This is a genomic window from Azospirillum sp. P4_B5, assembly GCF_056402275.1.
The window spans coordinates 118,191-144,573 of the sequence record NZ_JBFUHT010000018.1 but is presented as its reverse complement, the minus strand read 5'-3'; the positions used below and the strand labels follow the sequence as shown (position 1 = coordinate 144,573).

The 26,383-nt window shown below is 69.6% G+C and carries 24 protein-coding genes; 8 read left to right on the top strand and 16 right to left on the bottom strand.

Annotated features, from left to right (window positions below; all coding sequences use genetic code 11):
- Positions 1–28: 28 nt before the first annotated feature.
- A complete protein-coding gene (locus AC1DVI_RS15675; protein WP_476958740.1) occupies positions 29–1,207 on the top strand; it encodes a DUF2336 domain-containing protein in 1,179 nt (392 codons plus the stop codon).
- A gap of 113 nt (positions 1,208–1,320) precedes the next feature.
- Here AC1DVI_RS15675 and AC1DVI_RS15670 read toward each other — a convergent pair whose 3' ends face one another.
- The 3 genes from AC1DVI_RS15670 to AC1DVI_RS15660 are packed head-to-tail and all read right to left on the bottom strand — an operon-like array spanning position 1,321 to position 4,069.
- Complete coding sequence (locus tag AC1DVI_RS15670) at positions 1,321–2,136, bottom strand: SGNH/GDSL hydrolase family protein (RefSeq protein ID WP_476958739.1); 816 nt, start codon at positions 2,134–2,136, stop codon at positions 1,321–1,323.
- Positions 2,133–2,888, bottom strand: a complete 756-nt coding sequence (locus AC1DVI_RS15665) for an SGNH/GDSL hydrolase family protein (protein WP_476958738.1) — start codon at positions 2,886–2,888, stop codon at positions 2,133–2,135. The genes AC1DVI_RS15670 and AC1DVI_RS15665 overlap by 4 nt, the downstream gene beginning before the upstream one ends.
- The gene (locus tag AC1DVI_RS15660; RefSeq protein ID WP_476958737.1) at positions 2,885–4,069 is read right to left on the bottom strand and encodes an OpgC family protein; all 1,185 of its coding nucleotides are present in this window, start codon (positions 4,067–4,069) and stop codon (positions 2,885–2,887) included. Before AC1DVI_RS15660 ends, AC1DVI_RS15665 begins: the two co-directional genes overlap by 4 nt.
- A 227-nt stretch (positions 4,070–4,296) precedes the next feature.
- Between AC1DVI_RS15660 and AC1DVI_RS15655 the strand changes: the two genes are divergently transcribed.
- Complete coding sequence (locus AC1DVI_RS15655; RefSeq protein ID WP_476958736.1) at positions 4,297–6,078, top strand: FkbM family methyltransferase; 1,782 nt, start codon at positions 4,297–4,299, stop codon at positions 6,076–6,078.
- A 46-nt stretch (positions 6,079–6,124) separates the two neighbouring features.
- On the opposite strand, the gene AC1DVI_RS15650 is transcribed toward AC1DVI_RS15655, so the two are convergent.
- The 13 genes from AC1DVI_RS15650 to AC1DVI_RS15590 all read right to left on the bottom strand — a co-directional run bounded on the left by AC1DVI_RS15650 (position 6,125) and on the right by AC1DVI_RS15590 (position 20,469).
- The gene (locus tag AC1DVI_RS15650) at positions 6,125–8,227 is read right to left on the bottom strand and encodes a molybdopterin-containing oxidoreductase family protein (RefSeq protein ID WP_476958735.1); all 2,103 of its coding nucleotides are present in this window, start codon (positions 8,225–8,227) and stop codon (positions 6,125–6,127) included.
- A 27-nt stretch (positions 8,228–8,254) separates the two neighbouring features.
- Positions 8,255–9,397 carry a THUMP domain-containing class I SAM-dependent RNA methyltransferase gene (locus tag AC1DVI_RS15645; protein WP_476958734.1) on the bottom strand — a complete coding sequence of 381 codons (1,143 nt, stop codon included), beginning with the start codon at positions 9,395–9,397 and terminating at the stop codon, positions 8,255–8,257.
- 57 nt (positions 9,398–9,454) lie between these two features.
- Positions 9,455–10,132, bottom strand: a complete 678-nt coding sequence (locus tag AC1DVI_RS15640) for a GDSL-type esterase/lipase family protein (RefSeq protein ID WP_476958733.1) — start codon at positions 10,130–10,132, stop codon at positions 9,455–9,457.
- The gene (locus AC1DVI_RS15635; RefSeq protein ID WP_476958732.1) at positions 10,129–11,340 is read right to left on the bottom strand and encodes a hypothetical protein; all 1,212 of its coding nucleotides are present in this window, start codon (positions 11,338–11,340) and stop codon (positions 10,129–10,131) included. Before AC1DVI_RS15635 ends, AC1DVI_RS15640 begins: the two co-directional genes overlap by 4 nt.
- A gap of 120 nt (positions 11,341–11,460) precedes the next feature.
- Complete coding sequence (locus AC1DVI_RS15630; RefSeq protein ID WP_476958731.1) at positions 11,461–12,501, bottom strand: SIS domain-containing protein; 1,041 nt, start codon at positions 12,499–12,501, stop codon at positions 11,461–11,463.
- 65 nt (positions 12,502–12,566) lie between these two features.
- Positions 12,567–13,766 carry a lipid II:glycine glycyltransferase FemX gene (locus AC1DVI_RS15625; RefSeq protein ID WP_476958730.1) on the bottom strand — a complete coding sequence of 400 codons (1,200 nt, stop codon included), beginning with the start codon at positions 13,764–13,766 and terminating at the stop codon, positions 12,567–12,569.
- 70 nt (positions 13,767–13,836) lie between these two features.
- Entirely contained in the window at positions 13,837–15,012 is a 1,176-nt protein-coding gene (locus AC1DVI_RS15620) for an acyltransferase family protein (RefSeq protein ID WP_476958729.1), read from the bottom strand.
- A gap of 382 nt (positions 15,013–15,394) precedes the next feature.
- Positions 15,395–16,135: a beta-ketoacyl-ACP reductase gene (gene phbB / locus AC1DVI_RS15615; protein ID WP_035669664.1), complete on the bottom strand. Its 741-nt coding sequence runs from the start codon at positions 16,133–16,135 to the stop codon at positions 15,395–15,397.
- A gap of 291 nt (positions 16,136–16,426) precedes the next feature.
- The gene (locus AC1DVI_RS15610; protein ID WP_476958728.1) at positions 16,427–16,993 is read right to left on the bottom strand and encodes a hypothetical protein; all 567 of its coding nucleotides are present in this window, start codon (positions 16,991–16,993) and stop codon (positions 16,427–16,429) included.
- A gap of 70 nt (positions 16,994–17,063) precedes the next feature.
- The gene (locus tag AC1DVI_RS15605) at positions 17,064–17,915 is read right to left on the bottom strand and encodes a hypothetical protein (protein WP_476958727.1); all 852 of its coding nucleotides are present in this window, start codon (positions 17,913–17,915) and stop codon (positions 17,064–17,066) included.
- Positions 17,916–17,990: 75 nt separating this feature from the next.
- A complete protein-coding gene (locus AC1DVI_RS15600; protein ID WP_476958726.1) occupies positions 17,991–18,461 on the bottom strand; it encodes a hypothetical protein in 471 nt (156 codons plus the stop codon).
- A 132-nt stretch (positions 18,462–18,593) separates the two neighbouring features.
- Complete coding sequence (locus AC1DVI_RS15595; RefSeq protein WP_476958725.1) at positions 18,594–19,451, bottom strand: ParB/RepB/Spo0J family partition protein; 858 nt, start codon at positions 19,449–19,451, stop codon at positions 18,594–18,596.
- Positions 19,441–20,469, bottom strand: coding sequence for an AAA family ATPase (locus tag AC1DVI_RS15590; protein WP_476958724.1), 1,029 nt, complete (start codon positions 20,467–20,469; stop codon positions 19,441–19,443). Before AC1DVI_RS15590 ends, AC1DVI_RS15595 begins: the two co-directional genes overlap by 11 nt.
- A 226-nt stretch (positions 20,470–20,695) precedes the next feature.
- Here AC1DVI_RS15590 and AC1DVI_RS15585 point away from each other — a divergent pair, with 226 nt between their 5' ends.
- The 6 genes from AC1DVI_RS15585 to AC1DVI_RS15560 all read left to right on the top strand — a co-directional run bounded on the left by AC1DVI_RS15585 (position 20,696) and on the right by AC1DVI_RS15560 (position 26,382).
- Positions 20,696–21,331 carry a class I SAM-dependent methyltransferase gene (locus tag AC1DVI_RS15585; protein ID WP_476958723.1) on the top strand — a complete coding sequence of 212 codons (636 nt, stop codon included), beginning with the start codon at positions 20,696–20,698 and terminating at the stop codon, positions 21,329–21,331.
- A 122-nt stretch (positions 21,332–21,453) separates the two neighbouring features.
- On the top strand, positions 21,454–22,692 hold the full coding sequence (locus AC1DVI_RS15580) for an ABC transporter substrate-binding protein (protein WP_476958722.1): 1,239 nt from the start codon (positions 21,454–21,456) through the stop codon (positions 22,690–22,692).
- Positions 22,689–23,591 carry a carbohydrate ABC transporter permease gene (locus AC1DVI_RS15575; protein ID WP_476958721.1) on the top strand — a complete coding sequence of 301 codons (903 nt, stop codon included), beginning with the start codon at positions 22,689–22,691 and terminating at the stop codon, positions 23,589–23,591. The genes AC1DVI_RS15580 and AC1DVI_RS15575 overlap by 4 nt, the downstream gene beginning before the upstream one ends.
- A 4-nt stretch (positions 23,592–23,595) precedes the next feature.
- Positions 23,596–24,429 (top strand): carbohydrate ABC transporter permease, encoded by an 834-nt coding sequence (locus AC1DVI_RS15570; RefSeq protein ID WP_476958720.1) that lies wholly within the window; start codon positions 23,596–23,598, stop codon positions 24,427–24,429.
- Positions 24,430–24,433: 4 nt separating this feature from the next.
- Positions 24,434–25,510 carry an ABC transporter ATP-binding protein gene (locus AC1DVI_RS15565; protein ID WP_476958719.1) on the top strand — a complete coding sequence of 359 codons (1,077 nt, stop codon included), beginning with the start codon at positions 24,434–24,436 and terminating at the stop codon, positions 25,508–25,510.
- A gap of 74 nt (positions 25,511–25,584) precedes the next feature.
- On the top strand, positions 25,585–26,382 hold the full coding sequence (locus AC1DVI_RS15560; RefSeq protein WP_476958718.1) for a DeoR/GlpR family DNA-binding transcription regulator: 798 nt from the start codon (positions 25,585–25,587) through the stop codon (positions 26,380–26,382).
- Position 26,383: the final 1 nt, after the last annotated feature.

Below are 26,383 nucleotides of genomic sequence, written 5' to 3'. Positions count from 1 at the left end.
TGCATCTCCCACCCGCAGGCATCCGCACATGACCGACTCATCCCTGTCCATCCGCGACGTCGAGCGCCTGCTCGAATCCTCGTCGGCGGAGGCCCGCATCGACACGATGCAGAAGCTGGCCGGCGATCTGGAGAAAGGCGGGCTGACCGACGCCGAACGGTCGCTGGCGCTGGAGGTCATGCATTGCTTCGCCGCCGACGCCCAGGTGGCGGTGCGCGAGGCGGTGGCCTGGCAGATCCGCAACAACGCCATGCTGACCGCGGAACTGGCCGAGCGGCTGGTGAAGGACGTGGCCCGCGTGGCCTTCCCGATCCTGCGCGACGCCGGAAGCCTCAGCGACGAGCTGCTGCTCGATGTGCTGGCGGACCCCGATGCCGGCAAGCACATGGCCGTCGCCAACCGCCACACCGTGTCGGCGCGGGTGGCCGGGGCCGTCGTCGAGACCGGCAACGTCGCGGTGGTGACCGCCCTGTTGCGCAACCCCGGCGCCGAACTGGCCGAACCGGCGCTTCACAGGGCCTTGGACCGCTTCGGCCGCGTGCGCATGGTCAGCGAGGCCGCGGCGACCCGCCCCGGCCTGCCGCTGGCCGTGGTGGAGCGGCTGGTCGCCTTCGTGTCCGACGCGGTGCGCGCCACGCTGGCCCACACTCACGGCCTGTCCAAGGATCTGGTGGACCGGCTGGCCAACCGCGGGCGCGAGTCGGCGACGCTGCGGCTGCTGCGCCCGGCGCTCCGCGGCGAAGAGGATGTTGAGGCGGTGGCCCGCTGGCTGCACGCCAACGGGCGCTTCACCGCGGCGCTGCTGTTCCGCGTGCTGTGCGCGGGCGACGTGGCGCTGTTCGCGGCGGGGCTGGGGGCGAAGGCTGGCATCCCGGCGGAGAACGCGCGCAAGCTGGCTTGGGACGACGGGGCGCTGGGGCTGCGGGCGGTGCTGAAGAAGGCGTCGGTCGCGCCGGTCCTGGTGCCGCCCTTTCAGGTGGCGATCGCCACGGCCAAGCGCATGGGCTACGAGGGCAGCGACAACCGTCGTGACGATTTCCAGGCGGAGGTCATGGCCGACCTGTTCGCCACTCTGACTCCGACGAACGAGTGGGCGGTGGACGACCTGCTGCTGCAACTGTTCGACGGCGCGTCGGACGAGGTGATCGAGCGGGCGCTGGACCAAGCGGGATTGCCCTTCGCGCCGGTGCGCGGGACGGGGACGTAAGGGCGCGGCTGCGGTGACTCCGGCCCCCATCCTGAAATCCCCGCGTTTCAGGGGATGGTGCCTTTTGCGCTGTGTCGGAGTGGGCCGTACGCTTGAGAGGTGCGGGAGGCGCCTTACGGACGTACGGGCACTCTCCCCGCGGTCCGCAGGCTGAGGGCGTCGTGGAGCGAGGCGGCCAGCGTGCGGGCCACGCAGTCATAGCCGAAGTCGTTCTGGTGGATGCCGTCCGGCCCGACCAGATCGCTCATGGCGGCCTGTCGTGTCTCCACCCACTGACGCATCACCGCGTAACGGTGGAACAGGCCCACCTCCTCGTCCGCCGCGACGCGGGCGATGCGAGCCTCCATCTCCTCGTGCCGGGGTTTCGCCAGCATGGCCGGGGCGTATTGCAGGTCCATCAGCACGACGTCCAGACCGGCATCCTTCAGCGTCCGCACGCCGCTGCGGATCACCGCCTCCGCCGCGTCGGGATCGTCGCCGCGCAGGACGGTGTTGGCCGCGACCTGCCAGATCACCAGATCGGGCGCCTGATCCAGCACGTCGCGCTGGAATCGCCTCAGCATGTCGGGCCCGGTTTCCCCGTTGGCTCCCTTGTTGAGGATGGTGAGGGCGAGGCCGGGGTAGCGCGCCCCCAGATGCTCGGCCAGCCGCGCCGGGTAGCTGTGCTCCGGTTTGCTGGCCCCTGCCCCGGCGGTGGAGGAGGAACCGATGGCGACGATGCGCAGCGGCCCACCGGCGGTCAGCGCCCGCGCGCTGCGCGGCAACGGCACGGCAAGGCCGGCGGTCTGAACGGACACGGCACAGGCCGCCGCCCTCACCGGATCGGCCTTGGCCGTCGGACCGGCGAGAAAAGGGACGAGGAACAGCAGGGCGGCGGAGAGGACGGCGGCCCTCCGGCCGGGGGTCCGGGGGGCCTGGGTGCCGATCACGGAGCGGGTCTCCCGGCGCGGTCGATCATGGTGGACACGGTGTCGGCCAGAATGCGGCCGAGGCAGCGGTGGACGAACTGATAGGCCTGCAGCTTTTCCTCCTTGGAGTCGGGGGCGAAGCCGACGCGGCCCTCCTCGAACCAATGCCGCATCATCTCGAAACGGGGGAAATGAACCACGTCGCTGTTCTGCGACACCCACTCCACATAATCCAGGTAGGGCTGGAAGGTGATGAGCTGGGTCGTCTGCGGGCTGTACTGCATGTCCATCAGGATCACGTCGGCGCCGCGCCCCTGGGCCGCCGCGATGCCGCGGCCCAGCGCCTCCCCGAAGCTGTCCGGCCCGATGTTCCGCATGGCGTCCGCCGTCCCCACCTGCCAGACCAGCAGGGAGGCGGCGGAGGCGGCCAGTTCCCGGTTCAGGACGGGCAGCATCTCCTGCACGGTCGCCCCCGGCGCGTTGCGGACGGTCACGCTGACCTTGCGGTCGGGCAGCCGGGCCGCCAGCTCCTTTTCCAGCAGCGCCGGATAAGCGCTGTTGGAGCGCGCGCTTGCCGAATTCAGCACGAGAACGGGCAGCGCGCCGCCGCGCTTCAGCCGGTCCCAAGCCCGGGGCAGGGCGCCATCGACGGTGTAGACGGTTTCCGGGACGGCGCAGGGATCGGAGGGCGTTTCCGACGCCGCATGCGCAGCAGTGGGGGGTGCGGTCAGTCCCGCGAGGAAGGCCAGGGTCAAGACGGTCGCGCGCTTCATGCGCTCGGGTCCTTGGCTGGGGCCAGTGGGGCGGCTGGAGCCAATGGGGGGGCTGTGGCCAGTGGAGCGGCGGGTGCCGCGGGAGGGGCGGATGCCGGTTGGCGCGGCGGCCGCCCCACGGACTGGTACCAGGTCAGCACCCGCGCGGCGGCCACCATCACGGCGATGCCGACGAGTGTGACCGAAAACTGGGCAAAAAGCGAGGCGGACCAGTGGTTCAGCACCGTCTGGCCGGCAAAGGACAGGAAGATGCCCAGACAGAAGACCTGAAGCGACTGCCGTCCGCACAGGATCACCGGCGCCAGCGCCGGCCAGCGCAGCCACGCGCTGTCGAACCGCGCGATCTGCAGGACGACGTAGGCCAGCGCGCAGAAATGCGCGAGACGCAGCAGGTCGAGGTCGGTCTTGCTGATCGGGTAAAGGATCTCCGCCAGCCACACCGGCATCAGCGCGGCCATCGGCGCGATCTGCCAGGAGATCACCAGAAGCAGCGAGGCGGACAGATACCCCCCGGCCAGCCACAGCAACGCCGTCCTCCGCGTCGTCAGCGCCGCCGCCACCTTGGGCAGCCGCTGCATGGTGGCCCCCAGCACGAACAGGAGTTGCCAGGCGAAGGGATTGAAGAACCACACGCCGCCGTCCGGATAGGTCGGCAGGTTCCAGTCCAGGATCCGCGCCGCCGTGTAGAGCGTCACCGACCCGGCCAGCAGCGCCACCGGCCAGCGCCGCAGCACCGGCAGCACCACCGGGAGGGACAGCAGCAGCACGACGTAGAGCGGCAGGATGTCCAGGTTGGCCGGGCGGAACTTCAGCGCCAGCGCCTGCACCAGCGACACCGCGGGATCGGCGAAGAAGCCGGCGATGCCCATTTCCTCGGTGAACAGCGGGTTGTCGAAGACCCGCGCGGTGTAGGCGACCTGCGCCGTGAAGGCGATGAACAGGAAGAGATAGGCGATGTAGAGCGTCCAGCAGCGGTCCAGCACCTTGGCCGCCGCGAACCGCCAGCCGTGCTTGTCCAGTATCCGTGAATAGACCAGCGACGATGTGTAGCCGGAAATGAAGACGAACACCTCGGTCGCATCGCTGAGGCCGAAGTTGCGCATCGTCACCCAGGCGATCTGATTGCCCGGGATGTGGTCGACGAAGATGAACCACAGGGCCAGCCCACGGAAAAAGTCCAACCGAAGATCGCGCATTCCGCCCGACGCCACCGCCTTGTCCCGTTCTGGTTTCGTGTGCGGCGCACCGTGGCACGGTGTTTCCGTCTTGGCAATCGGCACGGCGGCGGGGCCGTCGCCGGGGCTCCGGGACGTACGGCGCCATGCAAATCGTCGCGTGTTGTGCTATCACCGCGCGCAACCGGTTTCGCTCGGCGGCACTACGCCGCTTCCGGTCAGGCGAAGGACCCATGATGGCGACCATTGAAGAAGCGCTCGACATCGCGATTGACCATCACGTGTCCGGTCGTCTGGCGGAAGCCGAGGCCATTTACAGCCGTATCCTTGACGTGGACCCTCTGAACGCGCCCGCCTTGCATCTGGCTGGGATGCTGGCCTGCCAGACAAACCGCCTCGACACCGCGCTCGACCGGCTGGGCCTTGCGGTCCGGGAGGCTCCCGGCATGGCCGCCTACCGCGTCGACCATGCCAAGGCGCTGATCGCCGCGGGGCGGTGGGGCGCCGTCGCGTCGGCCTTGCGCCCCGTCCTCCTGGCGCTGGCCCCCGATTCCGCCGAGGGCTGGTATTTCCTGGCACTGGCGGAGCATCATTCCGGCGGCATGGACGCCGCCATCGCGGCGTTGGAACACGCCTGCATCCTGGCCCCCGAGCGGGACGACATGAGCGGCCGGCTCGCCCTGCTTCACCAGCAGCGGGGACAGGAGTCCCTGCGGCGGTCCCGGTACACCGCGGCCCTGGTGGACTTCCGGCGCGCGGCGGCGTTGCTGCCGGAGGATGCCGAGATGCGCTTCCAGCTTGCCACCGCGTTGCTGGAATCCAACCGCTTCGAAGCGGCGGTCGATATGTACCATCGGGCGTTGAGCCTCGACCCGGCGGGCGGGTTCACCCTGCACAATCTGGGCATGGCCCTGGCCAGGAGTGGCCGGATGGAGGAGGCGCTGACCGCGCTGCGCCGCGCCGCCCGCCTCGATGCCGGCCACATCGCCGTGCGCGAGGCTCTGGCCCTCATGCTGGCGCCACGCGACCCGGCGGAGGCCGCCCTGTGGTCCGCCCAAGCTCTGGTTCTCAAGCGGGCGCCGGCCATTCAGGAGGCTCCGCCGTTCGCTCCGCCGTCCGCCAAGGCGCCTTTGCAATTGCGGGCGAACGGCGTCGCCGCGGCAACGCGGCAACCGGACTACCCTCCCGCGGTCGCCTTTCTGCCGGCCGAACCGGGCCGTCCCACTCTGGCCGAACGGCCCTGCCGGCACGGGCTGATGCGTTTCTTTCCACAGGACGCCTATGTCGGGTTCTCCCTCGGGCACTACGGTGAGTATTCGGACGAGGAGCATCGTCTCGCCGCGATGCTGGTGGCTGCCGGCGACGTGGTGGTGGAGGCGGGATCGAACGTCGGTGCCCACACCGTTCCGCTGGCTCGGACGGTCGGCCCCACCGGGCTCGTCCACGCCTTCGAACCGCAACGCGCGGTGCACGATCTGCTGGCCCACAACCTCGCCGCCAATGGGCTCGGCAACGTCGTCCTGCACCGGGCGGCGGTCGGCAACGCACCCGGACATGTCACCGTCCCGATTCCCGATTATGGGCGGCCCGGCAACTTCGGCGCCGTCAGCATGGGGGCCCTCGACGGCGAGGTGGTGCCGGTCGAGACGATCGACGGTCTTGGCCTGGAGCGGCTGGCCCTGCTGAAGGCCGATGTGGAGGGCATGGAGGCGATGGTGATCGAGGGGGCGGTCCGCAGCATCGCCCGCTGCCGACCCGCGCTCTATCTGGAGAACGACCGGGAAGAGCAATCCGCCGATCTGATCGCCATGCTCCAGGATCTCGGCTACCGGTTGTGGTGGCACATCGTGCCGATCTACAACCCGGCCAACCACGCGGGCAATCGATACGATGCCTTTCCCGGCGTGGTGTCGCTGAACCTTCTGGGGCTGCCGGAAGGTCGCCCTTGCCCCCTGCCGGCTCTGCCGCCGGTCACCGGGCCGGGCCAGTCCTGGCGCGAGGCTCTGACGCGCTAGGAGTGCCGTTGTCCGTCCGTGCACCGGCCTTTCCTGGAGGGCTTGCTCAAGCGGCGACGTCGGCCTTGCGCACCCGCACATGGTTGTCGTGGAAGGCGGCGCCGCCGAAGGGCGCCACCGGATCGGCGCCGGTCAGGCTGTTGATGCCGCGCCCGCCCTCGTGCGCGGCGTTGGGCCAGATGGATTCGGCGATCACCACGCCCCGCCGCACCCCGTCGAACAGCCGGGCGTGCAGGAACACCGCGCCGCGTCCATTCGTGGTCTCCACCCGGTCGCCCTCCGCGATGCCCAGCGCCGCCGCGTCGTCGGGGTGGAGCATCAGGCTCGGGCGGCGTTCCCGCCCCGCGGAGGTTGGGGTTTCGGTGAAGCTGCTGTTCAGGAAGTTGCGGGCCGGCGCGGTGACCAGCCGGAAGGGATGCTCGTCGTCCGCCTCCTCCGTCACCGCCCAATGGTCGGGGAAGGTCGGCATGGAATCGACCGGGCCGAAGGTGGACGGCGCGGCGTAGGGCACCGTCGGCCAGTCCGGCTTCAGGCGGAACTTGCCGTCCGGCCAGCGGAAGCCCTTCACGAAATGCGCCGTCTCGAAGTCCGGCTGCACGTCGAGGAAGCGCTGGGATTCCAGCGCCTCCAGCGTGCCGTGGCCGGACGCCTGCAACGTGGCGTCGATCAGTTCCCGTTCGGTCATGGCGAAGCCGGGGTGGGAGTCGCTGCCCAGCCGCCGCGCCAGATCGCCGATGACGGCGTGGTTGGGCCGGCAGTCGCCGGGCGGGTCGACCAGCTTGGGCCCGAGCAGGATGTGCTGGTTGCCGCCCGCCTGATAGAGGTCGTCGTGTTCCAGGAACATGGTGGCGGGCAGCACGATGTCGGCCATGCGCGCCGTCTCGGTCATGAACTGCTCGTGCACGCAGACGAACAGGTCGTCGCGGGCGAAGCCGCGCCGCACGCGGGCCTGATCGGGGGCGATGGTCACCGGGTTGGTGTTCTGGATCAGCAGCGCCGTCACCGGCGGGCCGCCGGTCAGCGCCTCCGGATCGCCCTCCAGGATCGGACCGATGCGCGACTGGTCGAGCATGCGCACGGTCGGGTCGCGCAGGTCCAGCCCCTCGATCAGCGTCTTGTTCCAGCCGTAGATGCCGCTGTTGGAATGAAAGGCCCCGCCGCCCTCGACCTTCCAGGCACCGCTGACCACCGGGATGCAGGAGGCGGCGTGCATGTTCACCGCCCCGTTGCGCGAGCGGGTGAAGCCGTAGCCCAGCCGGAAATAGCTGCGCGGTGTCTGCCCGACCAGCCGGGCGAAGGCCTCGATCTCCGCCGCCGGCAGGCCGGTGATGGCCTCCGCCCATTCCGGCGTCCGGGTGGCGAGATGCGCCTCCAGCCCGGCGGGGTCGTCGGCGTGGCTGGCGAGATAGGCGCGGTCGGCCAGCCCGTCGCGGAACAGCACATGCATCACCGCGCAGGCCAGCGCCCCGTCGGTGCCCGGACGGATCAGCAGGGGGATGTCCGCCTGCTCCATGGTCGGGGTGCGGTAGACGTCGACCACGGCGATCTTCGCCCCGCGCTCCTTGCGGGCGCGGACGGCGTGGGTCATGACGTTGACCTGGGTGGAGACGGCGTTGGTGCCCCAGATCACCACGAGGTCGGACGTCGCCATCTCGCGCGGGTCGGCCCCGGCCAGCTTGCCGGCACCGGCCAGCCAGCCGGCCCAGGCCGGGTTGGTGCAGATGGTGGCGAAGAAGCCTGACCAGCGCCGGGCGTGGCGCAGCCGGTTGATGCCGTCGCGCTGCACCAGACCCATGGTGCCCGCGTAATAGTAGGGCCACACCGTCTCCGGCCCGTGCCGGCGCTCGGCCGCCAGGAAGCGGTCGGCGACGATGTCCAGCGCCTCGTCCCAGGAGATCGGCTCGAACTGGCCGGAGCCCTTGGGGCCGGAGCGGCGCAGCGGCCGGGTCAGCCGGTCGGGATGGTGCACCCGCTCGGCGTAGCGGGCGACCTTCGCGCAGATCACACCGGCGGTGTAGCTGTTGTCGGCGGCGCCGCGGATGCGCCCGATGCGGCGCTCGTCCAGCACCTCGACCTCCAGCGCGCAGGTGGACGGGCAATCGTGCGGGCAGGCCGAGGCGTGCAGGCGGGGGGCGGTGCGGTTGGACATGGGTCTACAAATGGGTCTGGAGCAGGGTCAGGGAAGGGCGGCGGTGCTGTGCAGCGTCACGCGCAGGCCGCCGTGCGACACCGACGGGCCGGACGGCTGGAAGGGCAAGCCCGTCGCCTGGGCCAGCGACGCCTCGTTGGTGACGAGGCCGACCCGCCAGCCGGAAAAGCGCGACAGCAACGTCTGCCCCAGCGCGCCGTAGAGGGCGAACAGCGGCTTCTTCTCGCCGATCCGCGCGCCGTAGGGCGGGTTGACGATGACGAGGCCCGGCGGCCCTTCCGGCGGCATCAGGTCGCTGACCGCATGTTTCTGAAAGTCCGTCAAAGCGGCGACGCCCGCGCGCTCGGCGTTGGCGCGGCTCATGGCGATGGCCCCTCCGTCGCGGTCGCTGCCGTAGAAGCGGACGGCGGGCGTGGCGCCAGTGCCGCCCGCGGTGCGCATCGCCTGCCACGCCGCGTCGTCGAAGGAGGCGAGCTGTTCGAAGGCGAAGCGGCGGCTGCGTCCGGGGTGCAGGCCGGCGGCGATCTCCGCCGCCTCGATGACGAAGGTGCCGGACCCGCACATCGGATCGACCACCGGCTCGCTGCCGTCGAAGCCGCAATGGCGCAGGAACAGGGCGGCCAGCGTCTCGCGCAGCGGGGCCTTGTGGATTTCCTCCTTGTGGCCGCGCTTGTGCAGGGATTCGCCCGAGGCGTCGACGCTGATGGTGCAGAGGTCGTCGTCGATGCGGGCCTTGATGGACACCTCGGCCTCGGCGGAGATGGGGACGCCCAGCTCCTCGGTGATGGCGCGCTCGATCCGCTGGGCGGTCGCCCCGGCGTGGTAGATGCGCGAGCCCTTGCAGGACGCCTCGACGCGGACCGGCACGTCGGGGCGCAGGAACTCCGCCCAGGGCACCCGGCGCGCCCGCTTGTCGAGCTGGGCGAGGTGGAAGGCGCGGAAGGAGGCGACGCGGGCCAGCACGCGGGTCGCCCCACGGAGTTCCAGGTTCGCCCGCCAGACCTCCGGCCAGCCGCCGCGGACGGTGACGCCGCCCTTGATGGCGGTGGCGTCGCGGAAGCCCTTGGCCTTCACCTCCGCGCAGAGCACGGATTCCAGGCCCGGCGCGGTGACGATGAAGATCTCGAAATCGGTGCCGGTACGGTCGGCGGCGGCGGTGTCGCTGGTCATGGCCCCTAGATATCCCGAAGCCCCGTCGCCTTCGACATCTTTCTGGCAGCTGCCCCCCTAACAACCAGCCTTGCCGACGATGGCGGTCAGACGCTCGTAGCCCGCGCGGGTCAGATGCACCGGGTCCTTGTAGAGCGGACAGGCGCCCTCCGCCGGGCAGGCGTCGCGCATCGGGGTGTTGGCGTCGATCACGCGCAGGCCGGGACCGGCGAGGGCGGTCAGTCGTCGGTTCACGTCCATCATGCGCTCGGCAAAAGCGGCGTTGCCGTCGCGCCGCGGCAGCAGGGTGAGCAGCGTGACGCAGGCGCCGGGCGCGGACCGCTTCACGTCTGTGGTGATGGCCTCGATGGTGCCGGCGATCTCCGCGGCGGAGCGGTTCGGCAGGTCGTTCGTCCCGATCAGGACCAGCGCAGACCTGAGCCCCATGCCCGGTCTGAAGGATTGGCGCACCCGCCACAGCAGGTTTCCCGTGTTGTCGCCCCCGGCCCCGAAATTCATTGGCTCCGCGTCGAACAGCCGGCGGGCAAGGTCGGGCGGCCAGCCGGCGATCAGGGAATCCCCCAGCAGCATCGCCTTCGGGTCCTGCCGCCGCAGCGTCTCCATGCGCTTGACCAGCCAGTCCGGGTAGGGCGGCTGCGTGCGCGGTCCGATAGGCGTTTCGCCGTGCGCCGGGATGGCCAGGAACGCCAGCAGTGTGGCGACCCCGGCCCATCCCGCTTTGATGATCCGACTCACGCCGCCTTCGCCGGAAGGGCGACGGCCGGCACCTGCTCCGGATGCAGAGCGGGCGGCGAGAGGTCCAGCACGGCGCGCTCCCCCTCGGCCAGCGGGCGTACGGCGTTCACGGTCAGCGAGACGGTCAGCGCTCCCTTCGCGGCGGGGGCGTCCAGCACGAGGTCGGTGGCCCGGCCGGGATGCACCTCGAACCGCTCCTCGGCCAGCGTCGCGCCGTCCTCCGTGGCGATGGAAACCACGACGTGGAGCGGGACGGAGTCGCGCAGGGGGCAGCGCAGGGTGGCGCCGAGATGGAAGGGGCCGGGCGCGTGCACCCCTGTCCAGCGCAGCGTGGTGCCGGGCCGCTCCGGATCGGGGCCGTGCAGGCGGAACAGGCCCTCATAAGGGCGGCACCAGCTGTTTCCGTTCAGCAGGCGGGCGGTTCCGGCGCGCAGGTCGCCCGTGAGGGGCTTGCTCATGTCCTGGTCGGCGCCGAAGGGGAAGCGGAGTTGCACCAGCGCGTCCGGCGTGCCGATGCGCAGGGCGCCGTGGCGCTGCGTCCAATCGTGGCAGGGGAACAGGCGCAGCGCGCCCTGGACGATGGCGAACCACGCCGCGGCGTCGATGTCGTCCGCCCGATGATAAGGCGCGAAGCCGCTGACATAGCCGCGCATCAGGCCGGGCCGCTGCCAGTCCACGCGGCCGATGCGGGCGGGATCGTCCGTCGCCTGGACCTCCAGCAGGGCGAAGTCGTCATGGCCCGCCAGGGCGGCCAGCGCCTCGTACAGCCCGTCGATGGTGGCGGGGGCGATGCCGGGGTTGGACTTCACGACGAAGATCACCCCGCCCATCACCGCCCGCGCGGTGAACTTGGCCTGGAGATACTGGATCTTGCGCGTCTCCCGGCGGTGCAGGGCGCGCCGTGTCGCCTCGTCGTCGCGGAAGGCCAAGCGCCCGCCGGTCATGTCGGACTTCATGTCGCTGTGCCAGCCGATGCCGTAGGCGGAATCCAGCACCATGCCGGTGCGCAGCGGCGACAAATTCTCGAAGCGGTACATGCCCTCGAAATTGGCGCGCAGCTTGGTCAGAAGCTGGTCGGGCTTCATCGAGGCCCAGCGGAACAGGCTGCCCGCCTCGCAGGACAACCGGCGCAGGACGAAGCCGAATTCGCAATTGTCGCCGAGACTTTCGAACCGCAGAAGGTCGTCCGCACCGATGCCGATGGTCATGCTGTTGTCCCGTTTCGCTGCCAAGCCGTGGTTTCGGCAAGCCTAGCGCGAGCCGGTCGGGACGCGTCAACGGGCGGTGGCGATGGCGCCAAAAAGATCACCGCGAATTCGAGGTAATTCCTAAACCGTCCGGGTGATCTTGCGCAGATGGCGGGGCCGGTCGGGGTCGAAGCCGCGCGCCACCGCGAGCCGGGCCATGAAGGGGTAGAAGGCCTGAATCGCCGTGATGGGGTCCAGCACCGGGTGCAGCGGGGGTGGCAGGGGCAAAGGCGTGTCGGCCAGGGCGAGCGCCCGCTCCACGGCGGAGGCGACCAGCAGATGAGCGCCGGCCCGCTTCAGCGCACGGGCGGTGTCCAGCACGCCGTCCTGCGTCTCATCCCGCACCGCCACGACCAGCACGGGGAAGCTAGGCTCGACCAGCGCCATGGGGCCGTGCATCACCTCCGCCGCACTGAAGGGTTCGGCATGGGCGGCGGCGGTCTCCTTGAACTTCAGCGCCATTTCCTGCGCGATGGGATAGCTGCGCCCCCGCGCGACGATCAGCAGACTGGACACGGATTCCAGCACCGGCAGCGCCGCCGACCAGTCCGCAGCGCCGGCCCGCTCCAGCCCTTGGGGCAGCCGTGGAAGGGCGTCGAGAAGCGCGCGGTCATCCGTCCAGACGGCGGTCAACCGGGCGACGGCGGCGAGGCTGGCGACGAAGCTCTTGGTCGCGGCGACGCTCAGTTCCGGCCCGGCGTGCAGGGGCAGGGGATGGGCGACCCGCTCCGCCAGCGGTGAAGCCTCCGCGTTGACCAGCGCCGCCGTCAGCGCGCCGCCGGCCCGCGCCGCGTCCGCGACGCGCAGCAGGTCGGGGCTCTGTCCCGACTGGGAGATGGCCAGGACGAAGGCGTCCTTCACCCGCAGATCGGCGCCGTAGGCCGTGACGACCGACGGCGCCGCCGAGGCGGTGACCAGACCCAGCGCCGTCTCGAACAAGTAGCGGGCGTAACCGGCGGCGTGATCGCTGCTGCCCCGCGCGATGGTCATCGCGAAGGGCGGCGGCACGGACCGCAGCCGGGCGGCGAGGGCCGCCACCGCTTCGGCATCGGAGTCCAGCAGGCGCCGCACCGCCGCCGGGGCGGCTGCGGCTTCCTGCATCATCAGGGGAGTGCTGGTCATGGGTCGGCCTCCGTTCCAGGCCGATCATAACACGGTCTTCCGGCCAACCTCACGCCGGGCAAATCTCAGGCGGGGCCGGTCGGGGCCTTCGCCAGAACGGCGGCGTCGGAGGCGTCCATCTCCTCCGCCGGGGCGGGTTCGGCTTGGCGCGGTTTCCAGTTGCGCAACCGGCTCGCCATCGCGCCGGCCTGGGTCTTCCAGCGGTCGGCCTGGGCGCGCATCGATTCGCCGCCCTGGACCAGCAGGCGGCTGGGCAGCGGGCCGGGCGTCTCGAAGGTGCCGATGTGAAGCGTCTCGACCGGATGCTTGCCGGCGAGACCGCGCTTGAACTGATAGACGCCGGGGTTGGTCTGGGCGTTCACCCCGTGCAGGTCGTAGCGCAGCCCGCCGTTCGCCTTGATCCACAGCATCGCCCGCCATTGCAGCAGATAGGCGGCGTTGACCCGCAGCCCGGCCTCCAGCGTGGCGGAGTTCTGCATCTGCCCGGTGGTGCCGAACAGCGACACAACCACCCCGGCCACCGGCCGCCCCTCATGCATGGCGAGGAAGGCGCGCATCTTTTGGCGCGGCGGCAGCGCCTCGTTGATGCGGGTGAAGGTGCGGCTGTCGTAGGCCTTGAAGCCCTTGCGTCGCTGCGTCTCGACGAAGATGTCGTCGATGGTTTCCAGCAGTTCGGTGTGGGAGCCTTCGACGACCTCGATCCCCATCCGCTCGGCCTTGTTCAACCCGCGGCGCCAGTGGTGGGACACATTGGAGCGCAGACCCGGCTCGTCCGGCGTCAGGTCGGTGATGAAGGTGCGGTAGGGGGCTTTCTCCTCCCGGAACTGCATTCCCAGCGAGGCCAGGGCTGCCGTCACCGTCTCCCCGTCCGCCTGGGAGACATGGGGCAGCAGGCGCAGCAGCAGACCGCGCCGGTCGGTGTATTCCGCCTTCAGCGCGTGCAGCGCGGTCATCAGGGCGGCGTGGTCCGGTCCCTGGCCGCGCGGGTGCCACATCGGCCCCCACATGACCAGGGCCAGACCGCCGATGCCCGGGACGCGGCGCAGCAGCACCTGCACCGCGGCCACCGGGCGCCCGTCGCGCCGCACGACAAGGTGGCTCAACTCCCGCCCGGCGTGGGCGATGCGGCCATAATCCCAGGTCTGGAAGATGTTGGCGTCGTCGAAGCCATCGAGAATGGCGTACCAGCCGCTGCGGTCGACCCGGTCGATCTCGATGGAGGACGCGGGGCACAGGACATCGCCACCAAGCGCGTCGGTGTACATTCAGGTTTCTCCCCTGGAATTCACGGCGATCGTTTCTTGTGGAAGCGTTTGGCAACGGTTGGACGTTTGGTCACACGGTTCCGCCGGAGCGGTAGAAGGTGCTGAAGGCGGGGCGGGCCGAGAAGGCGGCCTGCGGGATGTCGAGCAGACGGCGCAGCCGGTCGCGCACCGCCGGTTCCAGGACCGCGGCGACCAGCAGGGCCACGGCGATGGACAGCGCGCCGCCCGTCACCGCACCGGCCATCGAGGAAGCCCCAGCCTGCATCGCCAACGCCTTGGCCGAACCGCCCACCACCTCGTGCAGCAGGTAGAGCGGATAGGTGGCGAGCCCGATGAGACGCAGCAGGGACAGCAGGGATTGCGGCAGTGCGGCGATCTCCGTCCGCCAGCGCACCGAGGCGACGATGGCGAGAAGCGACGCGCCCCAGATCAGCAACGGGTTCATCCACAGATCGGCGAGGTTCAGCGGGACGGGCGAGCGATCCACGAACTCCACCGACCGGGCGGTGATCTCCAGCGGCGCGGCGATCAGGGCCAGCAGGGCGCCGGCCATGCCGGTCCGGGTCAGCTTGCCGCAGGACCACAGCCACAGGAAAATCCCCAGCGCGAAGAACACGCCGTGGCGCAGCAGCGTCATGTTCAGCATGCCGTATTCGAATTCCAGGAACGGCAGGCTGACGACGCCGAAGACGTGCAGGCTGTAGACGCCGAGATAGGCCGAACTGGCGGCGGTCAGCGCCAGGGCGAACTGGGGCAGCCGGTGGAAATTCCCGCTGAACAGCAGCAGGAAGACCGCGGTGTAGAAGGCGATCTCCACCGGCAGCGTCCAGTAGGCCGAGGCGATGTAGGGGCCGGCGGGCGCCAGCGTGAAGGAGGCGATGAAGCGCCGCACCAGATCCGGGTCGGGACCGGGCATCAGCACAAGGGCGACGAGGCACAGGATGGAGCAGACCCAGGCCGCCGGATAGAGGCGCAGCAGGCGCGACCGGATGAAGGCGATCGGGCTGGCGTTGTTGGCCGAATTGGCGATGACGAAGCCCGACACCACGAAGAAGACCTGCACCCCGGCCCAGCCCGACCACATCACGTCGGCGACCGCCGGGTCGCGCCAAGTCAGGTGAAAGCCGGTGACCAGCAAAGCCGCGGCGAAGCGGACCATGTCGATCCCGTAGACGTAATCGGCCCCGGACCTGTGACGGGCAGTCCCGTCTCCCGGCAGAGTTTGCTTGATCGGCGATTCAGGCACGATTCCTCCCTTCCCGCATGGGAAATCCCCACGTGCGGGTGCTCGACGTCTGTTGATTCCGGAAGACGGGCGTGGTGCGGCCTCAGGACGCAACTTGCGTGCTGCTGGGGAGCATACTCGCTGGTGGGCGCGGATACAGAGGCCCGAACGGATTCAACAGGAAATCTGCGGGAGTATACTGTTCAGATGACCGGCCGTTACCGAAGCCATGACGCAAAGGGGAGGTGCACGGCGCGAACGGTCCACCCGATCCCGGGCGTTTTACTTTGAAGGGATGCTCCGAAGAGCGAAAGGCACACGGCCCGTCCCCGGTCAGGCCGGGAACGGGCCGTGTGCTTGCCGGCTGGGCGATTTGCCGCCAGCGTCTAGCGCTGCCAGTGGTTTACTGGTAGTTCAGGCCGCCGTTGATGTTCAGGGTCGAGCCGGTGACGTAGCCGGCGATCTCCGAGGCGAGGTAGGACACCGCGCCGCCGATCTCGTCCGGACGGCCCAGGCGCTTCATCGGAACGCTGTCGGTGATCGCCTGGCGGATGTCCTCACGGATGGCCATGACCATATCGGTGCCGATGTAGCCCGGCGCGATGGCGTTGACGGTGACGCCCTTGGTCGCCAGCTCGGCGGCCAGCGCCTTGGTGAAGCCGATCACGCCGGCCTTGGCGGCCGAGTAGTTGGTCTGGCCGGCCTGGCCCTTCACGCCGTTCACCGAGGAGATGTTGATGATGCGGCCCCAGCCGCGCTCGGCCATCTTCGGCGACACCTGCTGGGTGACGTTGAACAGGCTGCTCAGGTTGGTGGCGATGACCGCATCCCACTGGGCCTTGTCCATCTTGGCGAAGAACTTGTCGCGGGTGATGCCGGCGTTGTTCACCAGGATGTCCACCGGACCCAGGTCGGCCTCGATCTTGGCGACCATCGCCTTGCAGCTTTCGAAGTCGGAAACGTCGCCTTCCGCCACGTAGAACTTGAAGCCGAGGGCTTCCTGCTGGCCCAGCCAGGCGGCGGCCGGTTCGAAGTTCGGCAGGCAGTTCGCCGCCACGATGCAACCGTCCTTGGCCAGGGCCTGGCAGATGGCGGTGCCGAGACCGCCCATGGCACCGGTGACGAGCGCGATCTTCTGAGACATTACAATCGCTCCAGTAATAGAAACGGCCAGCTCCTGGTGAGGCAAGCCCGCTGGTGAACCGCAGAAGCAAAGGGGTTGCTTCTTGTTACGGATGCTGTCGTGCCGATGGTCCTTATGGGGGAGCCATCAACTGCGGCGGCAGGCATAACATAGAACAAGTCCAGCCCCGGGCCAATGCGCTGCAACATCGCAGATGCGAGCGGGTGCGATTTTTCACAGGGATGTCAATAAGAAATGACTTTTCAGGGCCTTACTGCACCGCACCAAGTGGTGTGACCAGTTGGATTCGGCTCAAATACGCAGGATTCGCTCACCGGCCTTGAGCGCCAGCGGGAACAGCTTGGGCGCCACCGCCCCGAGAAGCCAGGGCCGCATCTTCGCCAGAGCGGCCGGCGCGGCCAGCAGCACGAGCGTCGCGCCGCTGTGCGCCCATTGGCCGGCGGTCATCCGTTCGAACCCGTTCCAAAGCAGGACGGCGCCGCTGCACAGCCCGGCGATGGCGGTGATGGCCTCCCCCAGCGCCTGGAGCGCGTCGATTCCCCACAGCGGGTTCGTCGTGGTGACCCGCCCCACCAGCCGCCGCAATTGCGCGGTCAGGCGCGCCGCGGATGCGGCGTCGAACCGCCCGCTTTCGACTTCGGCGCGGGGCAGGGCGACCAGGACATCGCCATCGGGCTGGATCGAGACGCGGACCGGGATGGTGCGCAGGGCGCTGCCGTTTTCGGGTGATGGCGCGGCCACCGGCACGCGCAGACCGATCGTCCGCCCGCCCTGGGCGAAGAATTGAAGGGCAAGCGCAATGCCATGCCCGCGCCGGGGAATCAGGCCGGCCTTGCCCCGGCGCAACCGCCCGACCATCTCGGCCAGGGCGTCGCGCCGCCAGACGAAGCCATGCGGAAGGTCACTGAGGAAGCGTCGGCGCAGCGGGCTACCCCGTGTCTCCCACCAGGGTGTTCACGGCTTTCCCGGCGAACCGCCCCAACGCGTCGATCAGGAAGCTCCAATAACGGAAGGAGACGTCCACCGCGTCCTTGTGGACGCCGATCATGACACTGCTCCCGGCGTTGTCGCGGCCCTTCAGCAGGCGGGTGACCACGTCGCCGTCGATCTGGATCGTCGACTGCATGACCACCAGTTCGGTCCCGACGTCCCACGCCTTGCGGATGGTCACGACGTCCGCCGTCTTCAGCGCCGGCATGCGACGGACCTCCTCGTCGATGCCGCGCAGATAGCTGACGGTGTCCAGCCCGCGCCGCCGCAGCACGTCGTTGATCTGGTCGGAGTTGCGCTGGATGCGCATCAGGATCGGCGGCGCGTCCCGGTCGATCATCGCGGCGGCGGACACCACGTCGGCGGTGGCGCCGGGCTGCCGGGCGGCGTCGAGGGTGCGGTCGGTCATCTCGCGCAGCCAGCTCGCCACCTCGCGCAGGTCGTCGAAGACCTTCAGCGTGGTGCCGCGCGCGGGGTCGTTGCCCGGCAGGTCGCGGCTGAAGAAGAAGGGGTCGTAGCGGTCGGGCTGGGCGGCGTCGGACGGCGGGACGAAGGGCGCCAGCCCCCAATGGAAGGTTTCCGATACCCGGCCGGCCCAGGGGGCGAGGATCGCCGTCTCCCGATTGCCGAAGGTGTCCAACTGCTCGCACAGGAAAACATAATATTCCTGCGCCAGATCGATCAGGGCGTCTCCCGCCAGCGGCATCTTCTCCGCCGAGATGCCGGTCTTCAGCACGGTGTTGATTTCGAGCGCGAGAAGGTTGCGCGCCAGATCGACGAACTGGGACATCGGCCACCTTGCTGGGTTGGGGGAGGGCGTCGGGGAGGCGGCGGTGCGGCGACGTCCCGCCGTCCAGGAGGCGGGTCAGCCGGTGCGGCCGGAGATCTGGACGGCCAGATCGCGGATCGCCTTCAGGTTGGTGCTGACGATGTCGCTGCTCTTGGTCACCTGGGCGAGATGGAATTCGGTCAGGCTGTGGTAAGCGGTGTTGGTCGCGAAATCACGGCTGATCAGGTTCTCGATATCGCCGGTGACCAGATTGACCTGGGTCTGGAACGCCTCGATGGTCGTGCCGGCCTTTGGACGGCAGGTGAAGCCGACCTGATTGGGATCGTCCTGGACCACGTCGATGTCGGCGATCGCGGTTACCACCGTCAGCGTCACCAGCCGGTCCAGCTTGTCCGCGATGGTGTTCAGCAGGGAGTTCGCCTTGCCCTGCTCGTTCTGGATGACGGCAGCGCCACTCGGCGGCAGTGCGGACGGCGCTGCGGTCGCCTGGACGGCCGGCAGTTGGATGGTGGAGGTGGTCGGGTCGGCGACGGCGGTATCGGACATGGCTGCACCCTTCTGGGGACGGATGACGTAACATCGCCAAGCATCGCGCAAGAGACGAGTTCTGTCCAATGACCGCTATCGATGCGAAAGTGTGATGGGAAATTTCTATTTCAGGGATTTTTGTGAGGCCACTCACTCGTGAAGAAGCGCGTCGATGGCGTCGCGCAGGTCGCGCAACTCCTGCCGCTGGTCCTCGGCCAGCGCATGGCCGGACGCGCGAAGGCTGTGGATCTTGTCCACATTGCTGCGCAACGCACGCAGTACAGGTGCTGCGGAGGGAGCGGCCGGGCGGGCCGCCTTGCGCTCCTGCTTGGCGTTGCGCACGTCCTTTACGGTCAGGCCGTCGCCGGCCCGTGCCCAGAGCGCGAGCTGGATCGCCTCGTCGGGCAGTTCGGCCAGCTCCATGAGGAGGGAGACGGAGACGGCGGGCCGGTCCGGAGCCTCCTCCAGGATGCGGGCGGGCAGGCGCAGGATGCCCAGCAGGCGGGCCACATACTCCTGCGACTTGCCGATCAGGACGGCGGCCTGCTCCTGAGTCAGCCCCTTGTCGCCGATCAGCTTGGCGAGCGTCAGGGCAAGGTCGATGGGGTGCAGGTCGACGCGCTGGGCGTTCTCGATCAGGGCCAGCGCCTGCACGTCGTCGGTGTCGATGACCAGCGCCGGGATGGTCTCCCGCTCCAGCGCGCGGTAGGCCCAATAGCGCCGCTCCCCAGCCACGATCTGGAAGCGGTCGGGCGCGACCTCCCGCACGTTGATCGGCTGCAGCAACCCGCGCTCGCCGATGGAGGCGGCCAGCGCGGCGATGTCGGCCCCGCGGGCGTTGCGCCGCGGCTGGTCGGGGTTGGGCTCCACCTGATCCAGCGGGATTTCGCGGTGGCGCATCTTGCCGGACAGGCCGAACAGGGCGGCGTTGCTGCCCCCGCCGCTGCCGGTGCGGCTGAGCGCCCGTTTGAACAGGCTGGCGTTGGAGGTGTCGAGCTTACGCACCATGGCGCATCTCCTCCCCGGCGAGCGCCAGCAGGGCGTCCGTGATCTCGCGGAAGCTCTCCGCGCCCGCGGAGTTCGGGTTGTAGGCGAGGCCGGGGCGCCCGGCCATCACGCTCTTGGAATAGTCGGCGGCCCGCTTGACCGGGGAGAAGAGGTAGAGTTGCTCCGCCGCGGCAAGCTCGCGCAGCTCCCTCATCACCGTCTCGTCCTGGAGGCGGCGCGGGCTGTACATGGTCGGCAGGACGCCGAGAATCTGCAGGCGTGGATTCACCAGCTCGCGCACGCCGGCGATGGTCTCGAAGAGCTGCGGGATGCCCATCATCGACAGCATCTCCGTCTGGGTTGGAATCAAGAGCTGGTCGGCGGCGTTCAGCACCGAGACGGTCAGCTCGCCCAGATGCGGCGGGCAGTCCAGCACCACGAAGTCGTACTGACCGGCGAGTTGGGCGATCTTGGCGCGCAGGATCAGCGTGCCGTTGGGCTGGCGCAGCAGTTCCCGGTCGGTCGCCGCCAGCGAGATGGAGGAGGGCAGCAGGTCGAAGGCGCCGTCGCAGACCGGGGTCATGAACTCCCGCATCGGCCGGCTGGCCTTCAGCGCGTGGGTCAGGGTCGCCTTGGCCAGCTCCCGCTCGTGCGGATCGACGCCCAGATGGACAGTGGCGTTGGCCTGCGGGTCGCAGTCGATCAGAAGCACGCGCCGCCCCGACTGGGCGAGCAGCCACGCGACGTTGACGCAGGTGGTGGTCTTGGCGACCCCGCCCTTCTGGTTGGCGGCGCAGAACACCACCGGGGCCGCCCGCACCGCCGCCGCCGCGGGGATGCCCACCGGCTCCGTCGCGGTCTTCAGGGCGCCCGCGACGTTCTGCGGAATTCGCTCCGCCCCGGTTTCCCAGCGGGAGATCTTGGCACGGTCGTAGCGCCGGTTCAGCCGTTCGTTCAGCCAGCCGACCAGTGCCTGCTGGTTCATGCCGCGCTGTTCGCGGTAGCGGCGCAGCTCCTCGCCGCTCATCTCGTGGGCCACGGGGGCATCCCTTCTCTGGGGTGATCGCGCGGGCACCATGAGTCATGTTGATGGTGGTGTCAACCGCCGTGCTTCACATGTGATGACGCTCCGAAACGGACGGGACCTACGCCCCGGCGTGGAACTCCGCGTGGAACAAGGGGGCGCGCTGCGGCTTTCCTGTGGTGCGAAAGGCCGCTATGGTCGCGGCCGAAAATCCTGCGCCAGGAATCGTGAGGGAGACCCAATGGACGCCGACTCCATCCGCGCCGCTTACCGGCGCTACGCGCGTTTCTACGATCCCGTCTTCGGGAATCTGCTGGCGTCGGGCCGGCACGCCGCCGTGAAGTGGATCAACCGCCGGGGCGGCTTGCGCGTTCTTGAGGTGGGCGTGGGCACGGGCATCTCCCTGTCCGACTACCGCAAGGACAACCGCGTGGTCGGCATCGACCTGTCGTCGGAGATGCTGCGCGTCGCCCAGGACCGGGTGGACCGCGAGCGGCTGGAGAATGTGGAGGGCCTGCTGGAGATGGACGCCGGCAAGCTGGCCTTCGCCGACGGCAGCTTCGACCTCGTGGTCGCCATGTATGTGATGACGGTGGTCCCCGACCCGCAGGGCACGATGAACGAGCTGGAGCGCGTCTGCCGGCCCGGCGGCGACATCCTGATCGTCAACCATTTCGCCGCCGACAGGCCGGGCATCCGCCGCTCGGTGGAGAACTGGATGGCGCCTTTCTCCAAGAAGCTGGGCTGGCGCCCTGACTTCACGCTGGACACGCTGATGTCCGGCTCCCGCCTGAAGGTCGAGGAGTTGCAGACCGTGCCGCCCTTCGGCCTGTTCAGCCTTCTGCACTGCCGCCGCGAGGCCGCCACCGCCGCCTGACGGGCCGGGGCATAAGCGTCAGGGAACTCGACCGCGGCCATTGCAGTTTCCCTTCCGGACCTGGATCGACCGGGAATGGAAGGGACTCCATGGCGCGGCGGCGCGCGTTTCTCTTGGCGGGGATGCTGACGGCCGTCCCGGGGCTGCCCGCCGCCGGGGCGACGGTGACTCTCGCCTGCAGCGGTCTTGGCATCAGCTTCGACCTGTGCCGCGACGGCGCCCAGGAGTGGGCGCGGCGCAGCGGCAACGAAGTCCGCTTCGTCTCCCCGCCCAAGGGGGCGAGCGAGCAGCTGGCGCTCTATCAGCAGCTTCTCGCCGCCGGATCGCCGGACATCGACGTGTTCCAGATCGACGTGGTCTGGCCGGGCATCCTCGGCAACTACTTCATTGATCTGAAGGAGCGCGCCGGGGCGGACACCGTCGGCCGGCATCTTCCGGCGATGGTCGAGGCGGCGACGGTCAGGGGCCGGCTGGTCGCGATGCCCTGGTTCGCCGACGCCGGAGTGCTCTATGCCCGCAAGGACCTGTTGGAGGCCCACGGGCGCCCGGTGCCGCAGAGCTGGGAGGAGCTTCAGGACACCGCCGCCCTGATCCAACGCGAGGAGCGCGCCGCCGGGCGCGAGCGGATGTGGGGCTATGTCTGGCAGGGCCGCGCCTATGAGGGGCTGACCGTCAACGCCCTGGAATGGATCGCCAGCCGCAACGGCGGCACTATCGTGGACCCGGACGGCACCATCACCATCGACAACCCGCGCGCCGCCGAGGCGCTGGCCATGGCCCGCGGCTGGGTCGGCTCGATCAGCCCGCCCGGAGTCCTCAATTACATGGAGGAGGAGGCGCGTGGCGTCTTCCAATCCGGCAATGCCGTCTTCATGCGCAACTGGCCCTACGCCTGGACGCTGGTTAACGCGGCGGACAGCGCGGTCGGCGGCAAGGTGGCGGTGGTGCCGCTGCCCAAGGGTGGGCCGGACGGGCGCCACACCTCCACACTGGGCGGGCAGATGCTGGCGGTCAGCAAATTCTCCGCCCATCCGGACGAGGCCGCGGACTTGGCGTTGCATCTGACCGGCGAGGCCGAGCAGAGGCGCCGGGCCATCCACGGCGCGTCCAACCCGACCATTCCGGCGCTCTACGAGGACGCGGAGGTGCTGGCCGCCAATCCCTTCTTCGCGGCGCTGGCCGAGTCCATCGCCAACGCGGTCAACCGCCCGGCCCAGGCGACCGGCATGCGCTACAATCAGGTGTCCGCGGAGTTCTACGCCAACGTCCACGAGGTGCTGACCGGACGGCAGGACGCCAATGCGATGCTGCCGGACCTCAAGGAGGCGCTGGTCCGCATCAGCCGGGGAGGGCGCTGGTGAGCGACCCCCAGACCCCCAGTCTGATGCAGCAGAGGCGCCGGGCGGCGTGGCTGTTCCTGCTGCCGATGCTGGTCGTGCTGACGGGGGTGGCCGGCTGGCCCTTGTTCCGCACGGTCTTCTTCTCCTTCACCGACGCGACGCTCGCCACGCTGGACGGCTTCCAGGGAGTCGGGCTGGACAATTACCTGTGGCTGGTGCGCGACCCCGTCTGGTGGCGGGCGGTGTGGAACACGCTGGTCTTCACCGTCGTCTCGGTGGGGATCGAGACGGCCTTGGGGCTGGGCATCGCGCTGATCCTGAACGCGCATCTGCCGGGGCGGGGGCTGCTGCGCGCCGCCGTGCTGATCCCCTGGGCGATCCCCACGGTGGTTTCGGCCCAGATGTGGGGGTGGATGTTCCACGACCTCTACGGCGTGGTGAACGCGATCCTGATGGGGCTGGGGCTGATCGCCGAGCCGAGGGCCTGGACCGCCGACCCCGATCTGGCGCTGCCGGTGGTGATCGCGGTCGATGTCTGGAAGTCCACGCCCTTCATGGCGCTGCTGATCCTGGCCGCCCTTCAGATGCTGCCGCGCGATCTCTACGAGGCGGCGCGGGTGGACGGGGTGCATCCGGTAAAGGTGTTCGTCCGCATCACCCTGCCGCTGATCCGTCCGGCGCTGATGGTGGCGGTGCTGTTCCGCACGCTGGACGCGCTGCGCGTGTTCGACCTGATGTATGTGCTGACCGGCAACAGCCGCTCGACCATGTCGATGTCGGTCTACGCCCGGCAGTATCTGATCGACTTCCAGGACCTGGGCTACGGCTCCGCCGCGGCGACCCTGCTCGTCCTGGTGCTGGCGGTGGCGACGGTGCTGGCGGTGACGCTGGGCCGCGTGCGCGTCGATGCAGGGAGGTGAGGGGATGGACCTGAAGCGCATGGCCGGCCGCATAGCCTTCGGCCTGCTGGTCCTGGGGATCGTCGTCTGGGCGGTGTTTCCCTTCGCTTGGGCCATCGTCACCTCGCTGAAGGCGGGCAGCGCCTTGTTCACGGTGGAGGCTTGGCCGTCGCAGCCCTCGCTGGCGAACTACACGGCGATCTTCAAGGAGCAGCCCTTCGGGCGGAACATCCTGAATTCGCTGATGGCCGCCGCCTCGGTGGTCGCGCTGTCGCTGGGGCTGGCGGTGCTGGCCGCCTACGCGCTGGGGCGGGTGCGCTTCCGCGGGCGGGGGCTGCTGCTGTTCGTGGTGCTGGGCGTGTCGATGTTTCCGCAAGTGGCCGTGCTGTCGGGCCTGTTCGAGCTGGTGCGCTGGCTCGGCCTCTACAACCGGATCGGCTCGCTGGTGCTGTCCTACCTGATCTTCACGCTGCCCTTCACCGTCTGGGTGCTGACCACCTTCATGCGCGAGTTGCCGAAGGAGCTGGAGGAGGCCGCCATGGTGGACGGTGCCGGTCCCTTCGTGATCGTGACGCGGGTGTTCCTGCCGCTGATGGGGCCGGCGCTGGCGGCGACCGGGCTTCTCGCCTTCATCGCCGCCTGGAACGAGTTCCTGTTCGCCCTGACCTTCACCCTGACCGACGACGCGCGCACCGTGCCGGTGGCGATCGCGCTGATGTCGGGGGCCAGCCAGTACGAGCTGCCCTGGGGCCGGATCATGGCGGCGTCGGTGGTGGTGACGGTGCCGCTGATCGGGCTGGTGCTGCTGTTCCAGCGGCGGATCGTCTCCGGCCTGACCGCCGGCGCTGTGAAGGGGTAGGGCGATGGCGGGCGTCACGCTGCGCGGGGTGCGCAAGAGCTTCGGGCGGATCGAGGTCATCCACGGCGTCGACCTGGAGGTCGCGGACGGCGAGTTCGTCGCCTTCGTCGGGCCCTCCGGCTGCGGCAAGTCCACGCTGCTGCGCCTGATCGCCGGATTGGAGGAGCCGAGCGGCGGCGACCTGTTCATCGGCGGGCAGCGGGTGAACGACCGGCCGCCGGCGGCGCGCGGCATCGCCATGGTCTTCCAGTCCTACGCGCTCTACCCGCACATGACGGCCTACGACAACATGGCATTCGGCCTGACCCTGTCGCGGACCGACAAGGGGACCATCGCGGAGCGGGTGCGCGACGCCGCGCGCCTTCTTCAGATCGAGGACCTGCTCGACCGCAAGCCGCGCGACCTGTCCGGCGGGCAGCGCCAGCGCGTCGCCATCGGGAGGGCCATCGTGCGCGAGCCGCAGGTCTTCCTGTTCGACGAGCCGCTGTCCAACCTCGACGCCGGCCTGCGCGTCCAGATGCGCCTGGAGATCGCCAAGCTGAAGGCCGACCTGCGCGCCACGATGATCTACGTGACCCACGATCAGGTGGAGGCGATGACCCTGGCCGACCGCATCGTCGTGCTGAACGCCGGGCGGGTGGAGCAGACCGGTACGCCGCTGGAACTGTACCACCGCCCGCGCAACCGCTTTGTCGCCGGCTTCATCGGTTCGCCGGCCATGAACTTCCTGGACGTGGTCTCGGAGGGGCGGACGGACGGGTCGGTGCGGGTGTGGCTGCCCGGCGGGGTGCCGCTGGACGTCGCCGTGGACGGTTCAGCCCCCCCGGCGGGCACGCCCCTGACATTGGGCTTGCGGCCGGAGCATGTCGGGCTGGCGGATGGCGGGGCCGGGCTGCTCGCCACCATCCTGGCGGTGGAGCGGCTGGGCGGCGAGACCCATTGCCACGCCGCGCTGGAGGACGGGCAGCGGCTCCTGGTCCGCCTCGACGGCGACCGGCCGGTGGCGGCGGGCGAGCGCTTGCGCTTGAACCTGCGGGGCGAAACTGCGCATCTCTTCGGTCCGGACGGGCGGAGGCTCTGAGCGCCGGGCTCAGGCGCGCCGCGTCGCTTTCGAATGAACTTGCGGGCGAAGCGGCGGTCCGCTTGAATGCCGCCATGGACATCATGACTCCCCGGCAGGCCGACATCCTGGCGCTGGCCCGCACGCAGGGACGCGTGCTGGTCGACGATCTGGCCGCCCGCTTCACCGTCACGCCGCAGACCATCCGCAAAGACCTGAACGAGCTGTGCGACCGGCGCCTGCTCCAGCGCGTCCATGGCGGCGCCGTCGCCGGGTCGGGGGTGGAGAATCTCGGCTACGAGGCGCGGCGGCTGATCGCCCAAGACGAGAAGCGCGCCATCGGCCGCCGCGCGGCGGAGCTGGTGCCCGACAGCTCCTCGCTCTTCATCAACATCGGCACGACGACGGAGGAGGTGGCCCGCGCCCTCCAGGGGCGCAGCGGGCTGGTGGTCATCACCAACAACATCAACGTCGCCAACCTGCTGCGCCCCGAGCCGCACATCGAGGTGATCGTGGCCGGCGGCGTGGTGCGGCGGTCGGACGGCGGCATCGTCGGCGAGGCCGCCATCGACTTCTTCAACCAGTTCATGGCCGACTTCGCGGTGATCGGCGCCTCGGCCATCGACGAGAGCGGGGCGCTGCTCGACTTCGACTACCGCGAGGTGCGGGTGTCGCAGGCGATCATGGCGAACGCCCGCCACGTCATCCTGGTCGCCGACCGCGGCAAGCTGGAGCGCACCGCCCCGGTGCGCATCGGCCACATCTCACAGGTCCACACCTTCGTGACCGACGTCCTGCCCTCCGACCGGCTGGCCCGCATCTGCCGGGAGTCCGGCGTGCGGGTCGAGGAGCTGTTCCCCGACCGCGCGCCGGAGCCGGAGCCTCAAGACTAAA

What these genes read in the sequence shown, in the direction of transcription:
- AC1DVI_RS15655 (WP_476958736.1), top strand. Translation starts at nt 4,297, where the DNA reads ATGATGGCGACCATTGAAGAAGCGCTCGACATCGCGATTGACCATCAC.
- AC1DVI_RS15665 (WP_476958738.1), bottom strand. Translation starts at nt 2,888, where the DNA reads ATGAAGCGCGCGACCGTCTTGACCCTGGCCTTCCTCGCGGGACTGACC.
- AC1DVI_RS15630 (WP_476958731.1), bottom strand. Translation starts at nt 12,501, where the DNA reads ATGACCAGCACTCCCCTGATGATGCAGGAAGCCGCAGCCGCCCCGGCG.
- phbB (WP_035669664.1), bottom strand. Translation starts at nt 16,135, where the DNA reads ATGTCTCAGAAGATCGCGCTCGTCACCGGTGCCATGGGCGGTCTCGGC.
- AC1DVI_RS15570 (WP_476958720.1), top strand. Translation starts at nt 23,596, where the DNA reads ATGGACCTGAAGCGCATGGCCGGCCGCATAGCCTTCGGCCTGCTGGTC.
- AC1DVI_RS15560 (WP_476958718.1), top strand. Translation starts at nt 25,585, where the DNA reads ATGGACATCATGACTCCCCGGCAGGCCGACATCCTGGCGCTGGCCCGC.
- AC1DVI_RS15580 (WP_476958722.1), top strand. Translation starts at nt 21,454, where the DNA reads ATGCTGACGGCCGTCCCGGGGCTGCCCGCCGCCGGGGCGACGGTGACT.
- AC1DVI_RS15625 (WP_476958730.1), bottom strand. Translation starts at nt 13,766, where the DNA reads ATGTACACCGACGCGCTTGGTGGCGATGTCCTGTGCCCCGCGTCCTCC.
- AC1DVI_RS15565 (WP_476958719.1), top strand. Translation starts at nt 24,434, where the DNA reads ATGGCGGGCGTCACGCTGCGCGGGGTGCGCAAGAGCTTCGGGCGGATC.
- AC1DVI_RS15600 (WP_476958726.1), bottom strand. Translation starts at nt 18,461, where the DNA reads ATGTCCGATACCGCCGTCGCCGACCCGACCACCTCCACCATCCAACTG.
- AC1DVI_RS15610 (WP_476958728.1), bottom strand. Translation starts at nt 16,993, where the DNA reads ATGGTCGGGCGGTTGCGCCGGGGCAAGGCCGGCCTGATTCCCCGGCGC.
- AC1DVI_RS15650 (WP_476958735.1), bottom strand. Translation starts at nt 8,227, where the DNA reads ATGTCCAACCGCACCGCCCCCCGCCTGCACGCCTCGGCCTGCCCGCAC.
- AC1DVI_RS15585 (WP_476958723.1), top strand. Translation starts at nt 20,696, where the DNA reads ATGGACGCCGACTCCATCCGCGCCGCTTACCGGCGCTACGCGCGTTTC.
- AC1DVI_RS15635 (WP_476958732.1), bottom strand. Translation starts at nt 11,340, where the DNA reads ATGACCATCGGCATCGGTGCGGACGACCTTCTGCGGTTCGAAAGTCTC.
- AC1DVI_RS15605 (WP_476958727.1), bottom strand. Translation starts at nt 17,915, where the DNA reads ATGTCCCAGTTCGTCGATCTGGCGCGCAACCTTCTCGCGCTCGAAATC.
- AC1DVI_RS15675 (WP_476958740.1), top strand. Translation starts at nt 29, where the DNA reads ATGACCGACTCATCCCTGTCCATCCGCGACGTCGAGCGCCTGCTCGAA.
- AC1DVI_RS15595 (WP_476958725.1), bottom strand. Translation starts at nt 19,451, where the DNA reads ATGGTGCGTAAGCTCGACACCTCCAACGCCAGCCTGTTCAAACGGGCG.
- AC1DVI_RS15645 (WP_476958734.1), bottom strand. Translation starts at nt 9,397, where the DNA reads ATGACCAGCGACACCGCCGCCGCCGACCGTACCGGCACCGATTTCGAG.